The 13,166-nt window shown below is 36.2% G+C and carries 15 protein-coding genes; 8 read left to right on the forward strand and 7 right to left on the reverse strand.

Features of this window, described 5'->3' with window-relative positions; translation table 11 throughout:
• Positions 1-118: 118 nt before the first annotated feature.
• Positions 119-295 carry a hypothetical protein gene (locus IC621_RS26735; protein ID WP_224752796.1) on the reverse strand — a complete coding sequence of 59 codons (177 nt, stop codon included), beginning with the start codon at positions 293-295 and terminating at the stop codon, positions 119-121.
• A gap of 25 nt (positions 296-320) precedes the next feature.
• The gene (locus IC621_RS26740; protein WP_318153118.1) at positions 321-674 is read right to left on the reverse strand and encodes a histidine phosphatase family protein; all 354 of its coding nucleotides are present in this window, start codon (positions 672-674) and stop codon (positions 321-323) included.
• Between the two features lie 625 nt (positions 675-1,299).
• On the opposite strand from IC621_RS26740, the gene IC621_RS24370 reads away from it, so the two are divergent.
• Positions 1,300-2,199, forward strand: a complete 900-nt coding sequence (locus IC621_RS24370) for an aminoglycoside phosphotransferase family protein (protein ID WP_224752793.1) — start codon at positions 1,300-1,302, stop codon at positions 2,197-2,199.
• Between the two features lie 257 nt (positions 2,200-2,456).
• Here IC621_RS24370 and IC621_RS24375 read toward each other — a convergent pair whose 3' ends face one another.
• The gene (locus IC621_RS24375; RefSeq protein ID WP_191162387.1) at positions 2,457-2,636 is read right to left on the reverse strand and encodes a DUF4083 family protein; all 180 of its coding nucleotides are present in this window, start codon (positions 2,634-2,636) and stop codon (positions 2,457-2,459) included.
• 242 nt (positions 2,637-2,878) lie between these two features.
• On the opposite strand from IC621_RS24375, the gene IC621_RS24380 reads away from it, so the two are divergent.
• Both IC621_RS24380 and IC621_RS24385 read left to right on the forward strand, forming a co-directional pair.
• Positions 2,879-3,376 (forward strand): GNAT family N-acetyltransferase, encoded by a 498-nt coding sequence (locus IC621_RS24380; protein ID WP_191162389.1) that lies wholly within the window; start codon positions 2,879-2,881, stop codon positions 3,374-3,376.
• 53 nt (positions 3,377-3,429) lie between these two features.
• Positions 3,430-3,840, forward strand: a complete 411-nt coding sequence (locus IC621_RS24385; RefSeq protein ID WP_191162391.1) for a nuclear transport factor 2-like protein — start codon at positions 3,430-3,432, stop codon at positions 3,838-3,840.
• Between the two features lie 299 nt (positions 3,841-4,139).
• Here the strand turns inward: IC621_RS24385 and IC621_RS24390 are convergent, their stop codons facing one another.
• Together IC621_RS24390 and IC621_RS24395 are read right to left on the reverse strand one after the other, a co-directional pair.
• On the reverse strand, positions 4,140-5,027 hold the full coding sequence (locus IC621_RS24390; protein WP_191162393.1) for a cation diffusion facilitator family transporter: 888 nt from the start codon (positions 5,025-5,027) through the stop codon (positions 4,140-4,142).
• 341 nt (positions 5,028-5,368) lie between these two features.
• A complete protein-coding gene (locus tag IC621_RS24395; RefSeq protein ID WP_191162395.1) occupies positions 5,369-6,088 on the reverse strand; it encodes a YebC/PmpR family DNA-binding transcriptional regulator in 720 nt (239 codons plus the stop codon).
• A gap of 279 nt (positions 6,089-6,367) precedes the next feature.
• On the opposite strand from IC621_RS24395, the gene IC621_RS24400 reads away from it, so the two are divergent.
• Positions 6,368-6,532, forward strand: a complete 165-nt coding sequence (locus IC621_RS24400; RefSeq protein ID WP_191162397.1) for a hypothetical protein — start codon at positions 6,368-6,370, stop codon at positions 6,530-6,532.
• A 386-nt stretch (positions 6,533-6,918) separates the two neighbouring features.
• On the opposite strand, the gene IC621_RS24405 is transcribed toward IC621_RS24400, so the two are convergent.
• Positions 6,919-7,452, reverse strand: coding sequence for a GNAT family N-acetyltransferase (locus IC621_RS24405; protein ID WP_191162398.1), 534 nt, complete (start codon positions 7,450-7,452; stop codon positions 6,919-6,921).
• Between the two features lie 440 nt (positions 7,453-7,892).
• Positions 7,893-8,915 carry a YeiH family protein gene (locus tag IC621_RS24410; RefSeq protein ID WP_191162442.1) on the reverse strand — a complete coding sequence of 341 codons (1,023 nt, stop codon included), beginning with the start codon at positions 8,913-8,915 and terminating at the stop codon, positions 7,893-7,895.
• Between the two features lie 121 nt (positions 8,916-9,036).
• Here IC621_RS24410 and IC621_RS24415 point away from each other — a divergent pair, with 121 nt between their 5' ends.
• The 4 genes from IC621_RS24415 (at position 9,037) to IC621_RS24430 (ending at position 13,032) form a co-directional block, all read left to right on the forward strand.
• Positions 9,037-9,924 carry a LysR family transcriptional regulator gene (locus IC621_RS24415; protein WP_191162399.1) on the forward strand — a complete coding sequence of 296 codons (888 nt, stop codon included), beginning with the start codon at positions 9,037-9,039 and terminating at the stop codon, positions 9,922-9,924.
• A 531-nt stretch (positions 9,925-10,455) separates the two neighbouring features.
• Entirely contained in the window at positions 10,456-11,181 is a 726-nt protein-coding gene (locus tag IC621_RS24420; RefSeq protein ID WP_191162401.1) for an ABC transporter ATP-binding protein, read from the forward strand.
• 1 nt (position 11,182) lies between these two features.
• Positions 11,183-12,211 (forward strand): ABC transporter permease, encoded by a 1,029-nt coding sequence (locus IC621_RS24425; RefSeq protein WP_191162403.1) that lies wholly within the window; start codon positions 11,183-11,185, stop codon positions 12,209-12,211.
• 173 nt (positions 12,212-12,384) lie between these two features.
• Positions 12,385-13,032: a TetR/AcrR family transcriptional regulator gene (locus IC621_RS24430; protein WP_191162404.1), complete on the forward strand. Its 648-nt coding sequence runs from the start codon at positions 12,385-12,387 to the stop codon at positions 13,030-13,032.
• Positions 13,033-13,166: the final 134 nt, after the last annotated feature.

Genomic DNA, 13,166 nt, shown 5'->3' on the forward strand with positions numbered 1-13,166 from the left:
CATATTACATGAAACTTTATATCATAAACTGCATGACTATTTTTTTGATAGCCGTCCATACTTTCACCTCACACTTCAAGTATGGACACATATAGATAGGGCTAAAAGCTTATACCGTCTAAAGACGGTGGAGTTGGACCACGCATTTGTAAATTAAATTTTTCCAATCTTCAAAACCAAAATCCTTGTTGAATTTTATTACTAATAAAGACAATAAGTTTCCATGAGTTACGACGATTGTATGTTCAAATTCACTTTTTAAAATTTCCTCTATAACGTTTACGATTCGGTTCATTGCTTCCAAACTTGATTCTCCGCCCTCAAATTTCAGGCTGCAGATCAGTGAAAGTTTCTTCTAGTTTTTCAAACCAATCCGGCAAATTTTTAGTACTTAGTATGCGTTCTGATAACTTTCTATTTATTTCAACCTTCATATTCTTTTTTTCTGCCAGGGGCTCAATCGTTTGGATCGCTCGCAGAAACGGACTTGAAATGATTCTGTCTACCTTCATGTTCGTGAAAAACTCAGATAAGTAGACTGCTTGTTTAAATCCGCTTTCAGTAAGCTGTGACTCAGAAGATTGCCCCTTAGCTGCGCAGTGTCTTATAAGATAAATCTTTTTATCTATTGTTCCTTCCTCGGGCTGTCTACAAAAACAATAAGTATGATGTATCCACCTATATTTAGGTAATTATTATTCATCTTATCTCGTAGTGTATGATCATATCTATATAATCAAGACAAATACTGTCCGGAACAAGTCAATAAAGGGGTCGTCACGCAAATAAATTTCTAATTCAGCTAGTAAAATCGTCGATTCAGACAATAATTTTTAAAAATCGGACAATAATCTTCGCGATGCAGACAGTAAACAATGTTAGCCGGCCAAAAAACAAGGCTTGCCGCTAATATCCCATGCTGAATCGTGAAAATGGAAGGGGGACTACTTAAGAAAGCAGTTATAAGCTGTACAAGGAATTACCTAATAAAAAACTTTTCTAAGTAATCAATACTCTAAATTTATAGTTCTTCATTACTTCACCTACACTATAATCTTAAAGGAACATAATTCTCAATCTATATGCTCTCAACCAAAGCATATTCCTTAGAAAGATTAGTGGCCGTTACCGCCTGCCCGCGGAACATTTCACGTCAGAGTCTTTGAGTCATTCCCGAACTGCACGAACTGAGTACTCGACGAAATCACTGCCGTAATTAACCGGTAATTTATATAAAAGAAGCTTAGAACCACGAAACCCTAATAATGATGGGATTTAAATGGGATGGGAAGTGCTATATTGGATCATCAAATCAAAGAAAAAATTTTTCACTTAAAAAATTCAAACAGTATTATTGAACTTAACAAAGGTTTTTCGGATGATAAAAAATATGTAATTGATGACAAGTACCTTTTGAGGCTTTTTCCTATCGAAGATGAAAAAAATAGAAAGGAAGAATTCGACACTCTAAATAAACTAGCAACTTATTCAAATTATGTACCATCAGGGATAGAATTTAATTCTTTAAAAGATATTAAGATGGCTTATATGATTCTTACATATCTTCCTGGAAAAGATGCCGAGGTTGCTTTGAAAGATTTAACCGAAAAGGAACAATATACTTCAGGCTTTCTTGCAGGAAAAGAGTTAAAAAAAATACATGAATTTTCAGCACCTTCAGGTTATCCATCTTGGTACTCACTAAAAAAGAAAAAGAGTGATAATTATTTAATAGAACTAAAGAAAATGGATTTAGATGAAAATATAATAGACATGCTTGAAACTTATATTAGAAATAATGAAGCTATTATGAAAGACAGACCAAACAAGTTTCAACACGATGATTTTCATCCTTCAAATCTTTTGATAAATGATCATACTTTTTCAGGAATTATTGATTTTCAAAGAATGGATTGGGGTGACCCAATTCATGATTTACATAAGTTAGGGTTTTTCTCAAAGCGAGTGAGTGTTGAGTTCACAAAAGGTATAATTGATGGTTATCATGAAGACTGCGTCTCTTTAAGACATTCGTTCTGGGAGCTGTATTGTTTATACAGTGTCATGCATATTGTTTCAGCCCTTGTTTGGGGCACCAGAAGAAATCGTGAACAATACGAGCTATTGTTAGAATATTCTCTTGATGTTATTTCGGACCATGATCATTTCAATCGTGTTATCCCTAAGTGGTATAATTAAACATTTTGAAATAAAAAAATGTAATGATGATTTGGGAAAGAATATAAATTTATCAGTTTAGTTTTATAGAATTAAATGGATTGGATTCGCCAGAACGCTGTATGTGATCAACAAGCTGCAATCACCTCCTTATACTTAGAGCAAATGCAGAAGTATTCAGTATATCGCCCATTTCAGTGCTAAATCGCCTAAAATAACATTTGATAGCCATTTAAACAAAAAGTGCAATAAAAACAATAGAGTTAAAAGAAAACGAATTAACTTTTCTTATCTCTTTCAAGAAGCTCTATGATTTTATCTAGCTTTTGTTCTACACTATTTAAATTGTTGCAGGGCTTTATAATGATAGAACGAACCGCAAAATAAACAGCAAAAACAAGCCCCAGTAATAAAACCAAAGAGATAACTTGAAACAATATATTACCAATATTATACATATATACTCATCTTACCCATTTTTGGTTAATTATAACACAATGTTTTAGTACGAAGTCTGTTCACAATATGAAGTTAAGATTAGCTTCTTCAATAAAATGGCCCACCAAATGGAAGGAACTTAATATACTTGTATAGAAAAGATAGTTAAAACGTTATTAGGGGTGTTCACAGTGAATAGAAATTGACCCCAAATATAAGATTATTGACTTTTCCCAAACATACATAGAAGGAGGAGTGGCCATTGGCAAACTATAAAATTAGACCTGGAACTGAACAAGATATTAATTTCTTATGGGAAATGCTTTATCAAGCGATCTTTGTTCCAGAAGGTGAAGAACGGCCGTCACGAGAGGTTTTAAACGATACTAAAATAAAAATGTATTTAGATGGATGGGGAAAAGAGGGGGATATCGCGTTTATCGCTGCAGATTCTAGTGAAAATTCTGTTGGAGCAATATGGATGCGTCAGTTTAATGATACGACTAAAACTTATGGGTATATTGATCAGAATACTCCAGTAATAAGTGGTTTGGCCGTGCTGCCGCAATATAGAGGGCAAGGAATCGGTACTTTACTTATGAACAGGTTGATTAATAAGGCAAGGGATGCTGGCTATCTATCTCTTTCATTAAGCGTAGATCCTGCTAATCCAGCGATGAATTTGTACGAAAAAAAAGGATTTGTGAAAGCAGGTATAGCTGGAACCTCGTGGGATATGAAAGCAACATTAAATATATAAAATCTTAACCATGTTAATAATGGGAACAAGAATTGAAAAAGGAGACGGAAATCATGGATATTGTTAATTCCGAATACAGCGACCTTAAAGTAATTTGTGCGGACGATTGCGGAAACGCCCCTAAAAAAGTTTTGCTGAAGGAACTTACCATAGCTTTTACTAAAAATGATATAGACTTTATTACTAAGGTTATTTCGGATAATGTTTGCTGGGATATGATCGGTGATAAAATGATTCAAGGCAAAGATAATCTTGTTGAAATGCTAAAACAAAAGAAAATTAGAACCGTAACAGAAATACATATCAGTAACATTATAACGCACGGAAGCACTGGCGCAGTTAACGGCACCTTGATTTTTGAGAATAAGAAAAGTTATGCTTTCTGTGACGTATACAATTTTACCAGTGCAGGTAAACATGCAAAAATAAAAGAAATAGCTTCGTACGTAATTAAAATATCTTAATAGAAATATTGGCTCTTGCTCAACGAACAATGGCTTAATTAAACATTTATTTATATGTATGAAAGGCTTGCTAATACTCTATAAAATTATCATAATGGACATTTTTCTCATTATCAACCAATGTCTATTATGATAATCTTCTATCTCTCTTCCTAATTAAATTACTTGTCCCCTTATCCGTTATTTCAACACACATCGCTCTGAAAATAATTAAAGCAACACAAAAACCGTAAACAAAACAGCCAATACAAACTTAGGGTGACTTTTCTTATTAAAGGTACTAACGAAAAGGCAGTTTTCTAATGCTCTAAATATTTTTCATTAGGTTCCACATGAACATGGACACTATACACATCATGTTTGGAAATTAATACATTTTCAACCTTCGTAGAGATATCATGGGCACCACGAATATCTAATTTAGAATTTACTAGTATAACAATGTCTACGACAATGTTACTGCCGTAATTTCTTGCTTTAATTTCTTTAACACCTTTTACACCATACAAAGCCAGAACTGTTTTCTTATAAAATTCTATCTGCTTTTCATCAAAGCCGTCTGTTAAGTGATGAGATGCCTGCCTGAAAATATCCCATGCCGTTTTACAGATTAGGAGACCGACGATTAGAGCAGTAAGCGGATCAATCCATGGAAGATAAATCTGGGAACCAATGATCCCAATTACAGTCCCGATACTTACCCAGGCGTCTGAAAGATTATCTTTTGCTGCAGCCATTACAGCTTGGCTGTTTATTTTTCTTGCAAGATTTTTGTTATATCGGTAGACAACATACATCACGATCGCACTAAAAATTCCTGTCCATGCGGAAATTAAATCAGGAGTTTCATGTGTTTCTCCGAAAACTGTTGATACTGCTTCATATAAAACTTGGAGCCCAACAACCATCATAATAAAAGAAGCAACCAATGAGGCAACCGTTTCAGCCTTCCAATGCCCATATGGATGATCTGTATCTGGAGGTCTTTGGGATAATTTTAATCCAATCAAAACGGCTATTGAAGCAATAATATCAGTAGCATTATTTAAACCATCCGCTCTCAAAGCTTCGGAATTTGCAGTATATCCAATAAACAGCTTTAGAGCAGATAAGCAAATATATGCGACTATACTTATTACAGCGCCACGTTCTCCCATTTTTAAATCGTTGTATTTTTGTTGTTCCATACAGAAGGCTCCTTCACTTTAACTATTACTCGATCATATTATCAAGCCGATCTCGAGTGGGTCTATAGAAACCTTTTTTCACTTTTCTATAATAATAACGAGTGGCAAAAAAAGTTTCGCTCGGTTAACAATTGTTGTCCAGCAAAACTCCAAACCTTTTCTTTATTTTCCGAAAAATGGATCACAGACAAAAGAAAAGGATAGAAAAAGCAGAATATACCTGCATTCTCTATCCCTTATTTATTTCAAAATATGTTTTGATTGGAATCGTCTATTGCTTTACAAACTCAAAAATAAACATTCCTAATAAGCAGTCGGAAAAGAAGATCTGCTTTCATGTTTTATTCACCTAGATCTACATTGTGATAAACCTGTCCGACATCTTCTAAATCTTCTAAAACATCAACCAATTTTTCAAATTGTGCTTTTGCCTCTTCTGGAAGTGTTATGTCGTTTTGCGCAAGCATCGTTAGTTCAGCAACTGTAAATTCAGTTATACCCGCATTCTTGAATGCTTCTTGCACAGCATGGAACTGTTCAGGTTCTGCATAAACGATAACCGCTTCATCTTCTTCTAATATATCCCGTACATCTATATCTGCTTCCATTAATATTTCAAGGACTTCATCTTCACTTTTACCTTCAATACCGATGACGGCTGTGGCATCAAACATATAGGCTACAGATCCGCTGACACCCATATTACCGCCGTTTTTACTAAAAGCCGCCCTCACCTCTGATGCTGTACGATTCACGTTATTTGTCAAGGCATCTACGATTACCATAGACCCATTTGGTCCAAAGCCTTCATAGCGCAGTTCGTCATAGCTTTCTTCAGAACCACCCTTCGCTTTTTCAATCGCACGGTCAATAATCGTTTTCGGTACGCTGTATGTTTTTGCACGCTCAAGTACAACCTTTAAAGCTTGATTTGATTCTGGATCTGGTTCACCTTGCTTAGCAGCTACATAAATTTCGCGGCCAAACTTTGCATAAATACGGCTTGTATTTGCATCTTTAGACGCTTTTTTTTCTTTAATATTGTTCCACTTACGGCCCATATTGAACACTCACTTTCAACTTGAATCTAAACTGATTATGAAAAAAGCTGCTTCTTAAATAGTTCTTCATAAGAGATTCATTACTATTTCTATGATAACAAAAAACCCCTTGATGAAGATTTTGCTTTTTTCCGCTGTATCTATTATACCTCAAATGCATCATTTGATAGGATATTTACAATCAAAGAACTCCGAAGGTCTCATAAATAATAAAAATCAGGTTCCATCAATCTCAGACTCTTAAAAGGTACTCCGCCAGAGAATCCAAAGATCGTGCAATTGGCCAAACGTTGGAATGAATTAACCAGCATGTTCACCGGCTGGGATCCTGAGATCGTCAAAGCAGCAGAGCGTTTTCATAAAGAAAACCCAGGTAATCCATTGCAATACGGAGTAGATGGAGAGCTTTATTATTATATTAAGAAGGCTTTCCCTAAGAGTTAATTTAATTAAACTGGAGTCTATGCGAGATTTACCTTGTCTAAGAGTTTTTCAAGATCTATAAAGTTCTAAACGCGATTTCTTTACTTCTATGAAAGGAATCAATATATGCAGAACGAAAAGCGCAAGGCGCTAGTCCTTCGGCCACAAGCATAAGACGAGCCGGCTGGAAGGTTGTTCTTTATCCTTCTCGGGCGGATTGGCTTATGACCTCGAGCCGATGGCGCCTAGAGCTGGACATCGATACCAACTTTAACACGTTAATACTTTAATTAACTTAAACTTTCTGATTTTTTAAATAAGTCCATATGCTTTCTAAAGCCATATGGACTTTTCAAATATATACATTGGGAGCACACGTCAAAAAATAATATCTACCTTGAGTAATTTTAATTCTTTTTACTAATCCATTCATTCTCCAAAATGCTCATTTCCCACGTACTCCAATATTCATTACCAATCTTGTACGCTTCCCTAAACAATCCTTCTTTAATAAATCCAGCGTTTTCATAGCAAGCAATGGCAGGTTCGTTAAAATCAAATACACCAAGGGTCACTCGGTGCAAATGAAGCTCGCCAAATGCGATATTTAGTATTTCTTCAATCATCTGTCCTCCTAAACCTTGACCTCTCACACTTTTGTCTCCAATTAAAACTTTACCCACCCTTGCTGATTTATGCCTTCTGTCGATTCTGCCTAAGGAAATATGACCGATAACCTTTCCCGTTTCCTTATGTACCACTTTATACACCAAAGTATCGGATGTATTATGATTCGCATTTTTCATATACTTTTCTAATTGACCTCCATCCAATGGATACTCAAATACAGGTCCTCCCCACTGAAGTAGAAATTCAGGCGAATCAATCCACTCAATAAGTTGTTTGAAATCTGCACGTTCAAAATATTCCAGTTCAATCATAATACGTCGTTCCCCTCTTCCCGCACATTTATATACTTCTATAATGATTTTAGGAAAAACTCTTGGATAAGTAAATAAAAACCAACCGGATAGTAGGATTCCTCCACCCCCTCACTGCGGCAATTTTATATAGAATTGTAAACATGATTTTAGTTCGCTTCATGCTTGTGAGGAATCCATCTTCTTACAATTTCAAGTCGGTTGCCGTTTATCTTCGAAAATCGCCCATTTATCTTCGAAAATCGCCCATTTATCTTCGAAATTTTAATTATATCTTCGAAAATGACTGATATATCTTCGAAAATTTCAATTTATCGATTTTTCGACAAAAACTGATAAAACTTAATGACGGTCCAAACCTTTATATATTTTATGAAACCTCCAAAAATACAACAGTATCAAGAACTGTGGAATAAAAAACAATTTCTCATATTATTCCCCTAATTTAAATGGAACAAAAAAACAAGAACATAGCCGACAATGGATAACAAAATAGACCCAATAAACCCTGCTGTAAAGGATTTTGTCCCTAATTTTCCAAAAGCTGCAATATCCACATTTAGTCCGAGGCCTGCCATTGCCATCCCAATGAAAAGATAAGCCAAATTAACAAGATGAGTAGCGAGCATATCAGAAACAATGCCTAACGTATTAAACCCGCTCATCGCAATGAATCCTAAGATGAACCAAGGAATTGCTGTAAAGGAAATGCTTTTCTTTGAATTTCCTGGTTCGCCTTTTTGCACCAAATAACCAATCATGATGGCAACAGGAACTAATAAGGCTACCCGAGTAAGCTTGACAATGACTGCCATATCCACCGCGGTTTTGCCACCAGGAGCAGCTGCTGCAATAACATGTGCAACTTCGTGCAAGGTTCCGCCAGAGAACACGCCGTACCCTGCCTCCGATAAATGCAAGGTTGAGTATAATAGCGTGTAAACCAATGTAAAGATAGTACCTAACACAGCAACTGATGCTGCACCTATGGCCGTTTCTTCGTCTTTTGCTTTTATTTGCGGTGCAATGGCAACAACAGCTGCAGCTCCGCAAATCGCTGTTCCGCATGCAGTAAGAATGCTAAGCTTTTTCTCTACACCAAACAAGCGAGTTAAGCCGTACACAACAAGGAGAGCAAAAGCAATATTGATAATCGCAATTATAAATACACTTAACCCCGCATGATAAATATCTGCTAAATTCAGCCTCATTCCGAGTAGAACAATGCCTGTTCTCAAAAGTTTTTTGCTTGAGAATGAGACGCCTGGCATAAAAGTTTCTTTTACACCGATTGTCGCTCTCCATACGATTCCCAGCATAATTGCTATGACCAACTGGCCCATGATCGATAAGAACGGAAATTCCGATAAATATTTTGCGGCCATTGCGAGTAAAAATGTAACTCCGATTCCTTTAACAAACACAATGGAAATAATCTGTTTCTTTTGTCTTTCAATTGCCATCCCCACTTAAAACACTTCCTTTAAATGGTTTCTAAATAAACTTTACTGAAGAATCTATTATTAGTAAAATATATATTAATAATCACTGTCATTAATATTTCTAATGATAAGGAGGAAGTGCATGTATTATGATGCGTTAAGAACCTTCGTTACACTTGCAGAAATCGGAAATTTCACAAAGGCAGCCGAACAGCTTTGCATTTCCCAGCCAAGTGTAAGTTTACATATTAAAAACTTAGAGAAGGAATTTGATACAGAGCTTTTCCTGAGATCACCTAAATTTTTAAAAATTACTCCGACTGGGGAAATTTTGTACGAGCGGGCAAAACAGATTCTTAGCATTTACGAACAAGCGCGCCAAGACATACTCGAACATCATAACGACGTAAAAGGGAAGCTGAAAATTGGGGCAAGCTTTACAATCGGAGAATATATCTTGCCTTCCTTACTAGCGGATCTTCAAACTGAATTCCCAGGCCTTGACTTTGAAGTACTAATTGGCAACACAGATGAAATCGCCCAATCAGTCCGTTTGTTTGAAGTAGATATAGGTTTAATTGAAGGCCAAACAAATGAAAAGGAGCTTACTATTCATTCTTTTAAGGAGGATGTATTGTTTATTGTGGGTTCCAACAATGATCCGCTTGCAAGTAAAAAGGGCGTTAAGATTAGTGATCTCCAGGATCAAGCGTGGATTACTAGAGAGGAAGGATCAGGCACTCGTGAATATTTAGACCATGTTATCCGTTCAAATGGTCTTAAGGTTAAATCACTTTATTCAATCAGCAGTACCCAAGGAATTAAAGAATCAGTTATGCACGGAATGGGCTTATCCCTTTTATCTCAATCTGTGATCGAAAGAGAGATTCAGCATAACTACCTGTCGATCATTCCTGTAAAAAATCAATCCTTTAAAAGAACATTATCATATGTTTACTCTCCTGCAATGAAAAGTAAAAGGAATGTTGAGATTTTTATTGAAGCTTTAATAAAAAAATGGACCATTTAAAAAGGAAGCTCAAGAGGAGTTATTTAGGTTCCTCTCGCTTCCTTGACTCTACTAAGCTGCTAGATAGATTAATAAGAACCTGAATAGTCTGCTTGAATGTCTGTTTCAATTACCTCATCTTTTATATTTCTAACCGAATCGACCTTTGCCTTTGACCTTGAACTAATCTCCTGTTCGATAAAATGGATGCCCTCCCCATCATCTGCAGAAACTCCGCCCCTCAGGCAACGCAGCCTCAGTTATCGGGATTCATGCACCGTTAGCCGGCTACTTCCACCGTTACTCAAATATTTTCACGTTACTCGGATATTTGCACTTTTACCCAGATATTTGCACCATTACACTAATACAACAATCTCTTAGAAATGAGCATGATTAATTTATCGTCTCAAGAAGATTGCGACTGTCCAAAGCCAATAAGGAATAAATATAAAATCAGGAAAGTGAGTGATTACTCACTTAACAACATGATATTTTTATTATACAATATAAATGAGTGATTACTCACTTCATTCCGGAAGGTGGTAAATAATGATAAAAACAAAATCAGTTGTCTCTGTTCATCATGTCTCCAAAGCTTTTGGAAAACAGCAAGTTTTAAAAGATATTAATCTAGAAATTATGAAGGGCGAGATATTTGGTCTGCTAGGACCATCTGGCGCTGGTAAAACGACATTAGTAAAGCAGCTGATTGGATTGGATATGCCCACATCGGGGGAAAATTTTCTTTTTCAAAAAAAAATGCCTTCTTTAAAGCTGATTGAAAGAGTAGGATATATGGCCCAGTCTGATGCCCTTTATGGAGAGTTGTCTGCAAAAGAAAATCTTCAATTCTTTGCATCTTTGTATGGCTTAAAAGGAAAGAAACAGCGGGAAAGAATCAAAGAAGTGATGGAAATTGTCCAGCTTTCAGAGCACCTAAACAAGCTCGTCTCTAATTACTCGGGTGGCATGAAAAGAAGGCTATCATTGGCCGCTGCACTCCTTCACGAGCCGGAGGTTTTAATTCTTGATGAACCAACAGTCGGGATAGATCCGGTTTTAAGGAAGAGCATTTGGGAAACGTTCTATCAATTAAAGAAAAAAGGAACGACATTAATTGTCACTACACATGTAATGGACGAAGCGGAAAAGTGTGATCGATTGGGATTAATTCGGAATGGCATGCTTATTGCAGTCGGATCTCCAAAAGAATTAAAGGAAAAAACAAATTCAATGTCAATTGAAGAAGCGTTTCTTATTTATGGAGGTGCTTAAGATGAGGATTAAGGCATTAGTCATTAGAATATTACGACAAATCTTCCGTGACAAACGAACAATGGGGTTGCTTATATTTGCACCTATCCTTGTCTTAACAATGCTTCACCTCGTTTTTAATGGCGATGATTATCACCCAAAAGTTGGCCTGGTTCATGCTCCTGATTCATTAATGGATCAAATCGATACTGATGGTGCGGAAATCAAAGAATATGAACATGAAAGTGAAGCGAAAGAGGATTTATCCAATCAAGCCTTAGATGGTTATGTATTATTTGACAATAGGTCTCCTTCCATCTTTCTTGAAGGTAGTGATCCAAGTATTAACGGAGCTACAGTAAAATGGATTCAATCAGCTTTAAAGCCTCTACAAGGAGGCAAAGAATCTGTAGAACTAAAGGTTGATTACCTGCACGGTTCTAGTGAGATGGGTCAGTTTGATTATTTTGGACCTGTACTTCTTGGCTTTTTTGTTTTCTTCTTTGTGTTTCTGATTAGCGGAGTGTCTTTTTTAAGAGAACGTACAACTGGAACTCTCGAACGGCTTCTTTCAAGCCCATTGCGTAAGTGGGAGATTGTGATGGGGTATGTGCTCGGGTTTGGAATCTTTACAATGATCCAGGCAACAATTATTGCTGCGTATGCTATTTATGTGCTGGGAATGCTTATGGAAGGGGCTTTTGGGTATGTCCTGTTAATTACCTTAATCCTTTCTTTAACAGCTCTCACTCTTGGAACTTTATTATCCGCTTTTGCAAATAATGAGCTCCAAATGATCCAGTTTATACCGATTGTCGTCGTCCCTCAAATCTTTTTCTCTGGATTGTTTAACTTAGAAACCATTTCTGAATGGCTCAGCTGGATTGGCCCATTCACTCCTTTGTATTACGCTGCTGATGCATTAAGGGATGTCATGGTCAGAGGATACGGCTGGGATAAAATTTACTTGGATATCCTAGTCTTGGCAGGCTTCTCACTCCTGTTTATGATTTTAAACATCCTGGCGCTAAGAAAGTACAGAAAAATATAAAATAACCTTAGCATACGTATGGATTTATTTTTCCATACTGATGCTAAGATGAGACTAGGTTACATTGAAATCAACCGTCTGTAAGAATATGTGGTATATAATAGACTTTCAATTTCACCTTCTCCCGAAAATACTTTAAGATAGAATTAATATAAGGTAAAAAGGAGCACAAAATGTCCGACCAAGATAAGATGATAGATGAGTTATTTGATCAAGTTGATGTGTTAACAGAAAAGCAGAAGAAAATTTTAGCTGCGGCAATCGAATCCTTCGCAGAAAAAGGCTATTCAGCAACCTCCACAAGTGAAATTGCAAAAAAAGCAGGCGTAGCAGAAGGAACCATTTTTAGACATTATAAAACGAAAAAGGATCTCCTTATTTCAATCGTATCACCAATGATGGCAAAGCTAATTGCACCGTTTGTTATAAAGGATTTCGATAAAGTACTAAACCAAAATTATGAAAGCTTTGAAGAGTTTATTAAAGCGATGATTGAGAATCGGACTAAATTCCTTCAAAATAATATGCAGCTGTTTCGAATTTTAATTCAAGAAATCCCTTTTCAGCCAGAATTAAAGGAACAATTTAAAGAGCATATCGCTAAAAAAGTATTCAATCGGTTTAAAGAGGTCGTTGAATATTATCAAGCAAAGGGAGAAATAATTGATTTGCCCTCACACAGCATTATCCGTGTTACAGCTTCGACTATTTTTGGTTATATAATTTCTAGATATTTGCTTGTACCGGAAGCAGATTGGAACGATGAGATAGAGATTGAAAGAACCGTCCACATCTTAATGCACGGGCTATCACCTAATTAGGAAACGTGATAAGCATTAGTGCGTCGACGACAAGAAAAAGTCAATCCGAAGAAGGTTGTTCTTATACCTTCTTCGGATTGACTTATGACTTGTTTTTAGGTCTGGATAGTTTGGGAAACTATGCCGCTCCTTTG

The organism is Metabacillus arenae (assembly GCF_014773385.1).
GTDB lineage: Bacteria > Bacillota > Bacilli > Bacillales > Bacillaceae > Metabacillus_D > Metabacillus_D arenae.

What these genes read in the sequence shown, in the direction of transcription:
- IC621_RS24415 (WP_191162399.1), top strand. Translation starts at nt 9,037, where the DNA reads ATGTATTATGATGCGTTAAGAACCTTCGTTACACTTGCAGAAATCGGA.
- IC621_RS24395 (WP_191162395.1), bottom strand. Translation starts at nt 6,088, where the DNA reads ATGGGCCGTAAGTGGAACAATATTAAAGAAAAAAAAGCGTCTAAAGAT.
- IC621_RS24375 (WP_191162387.1), bottom strand. Translation starts at nt 2,636, where the DNA reads ATGTATAATATTGGTAATATATTGTTTCAAGTTATCTCTTTGGTTTTA.
- IC621_RS24410 (WP_191162442.1), bottom strand. Translation starts at nt 8,915, where the DNA reads ATGGCAATTGAAAGACAAAAGAAACAGATTATTTCCATTGTGTTTGTT.
- IC621_RS24430 (WP_191162404.1), top strand. Translation starts at nt 12,385, where the DNA reads ATGTCCGACCAAGATAAGATGATAGATGAGTTATTTGATCAAGTTGAT.
- IC621_RS24390 (WP_191162393.1), bottom strand. Translation starts at nt 5,027, where the DNA reads ATGGAACAACAAAAATACAACGATTTAAAAATGGGAGAACGTGGCGCT.
- IC621_RS24425 (WP_191162403.1), top strand. Translation starts at nt 11,183, where the DNA reads ATGAGGATTAAGGCATTAGTCATTAGAATATTACGACAAATCTTCCGT.
- IC621_RS26735 (WP_224752796.1), bottom strand. Translation starts at nt 295, where the DNA reads ATGAACCGAATCGTAAACGTTATAGAGGAAATTTTAAAAAGTGAATTT.
- IC621_RS24385 (WP_191162391.1), top strand. Translation starts at nt 3,430, where the DNA reads ATGGATATTGTTAATTCCGAATACAGCGACCTTAAAGTAATTTGTGCG.
- IC621_RS24405 (WP_191162398.1), bottom strand. Translation starts at nt 7,452, where the DNA reads ATGATTGAACTGGAATATTTTGAACGTGCAGATTTCAAACAACTTATT.
- IC621_RS24420 (WP_191162401.1), top strand. Translation starts at nt 10,456, where the DNA reads ATGATAAAAACAAAATCAGTTGTCTCTGTTCATCATGTCTCCAAAGCT.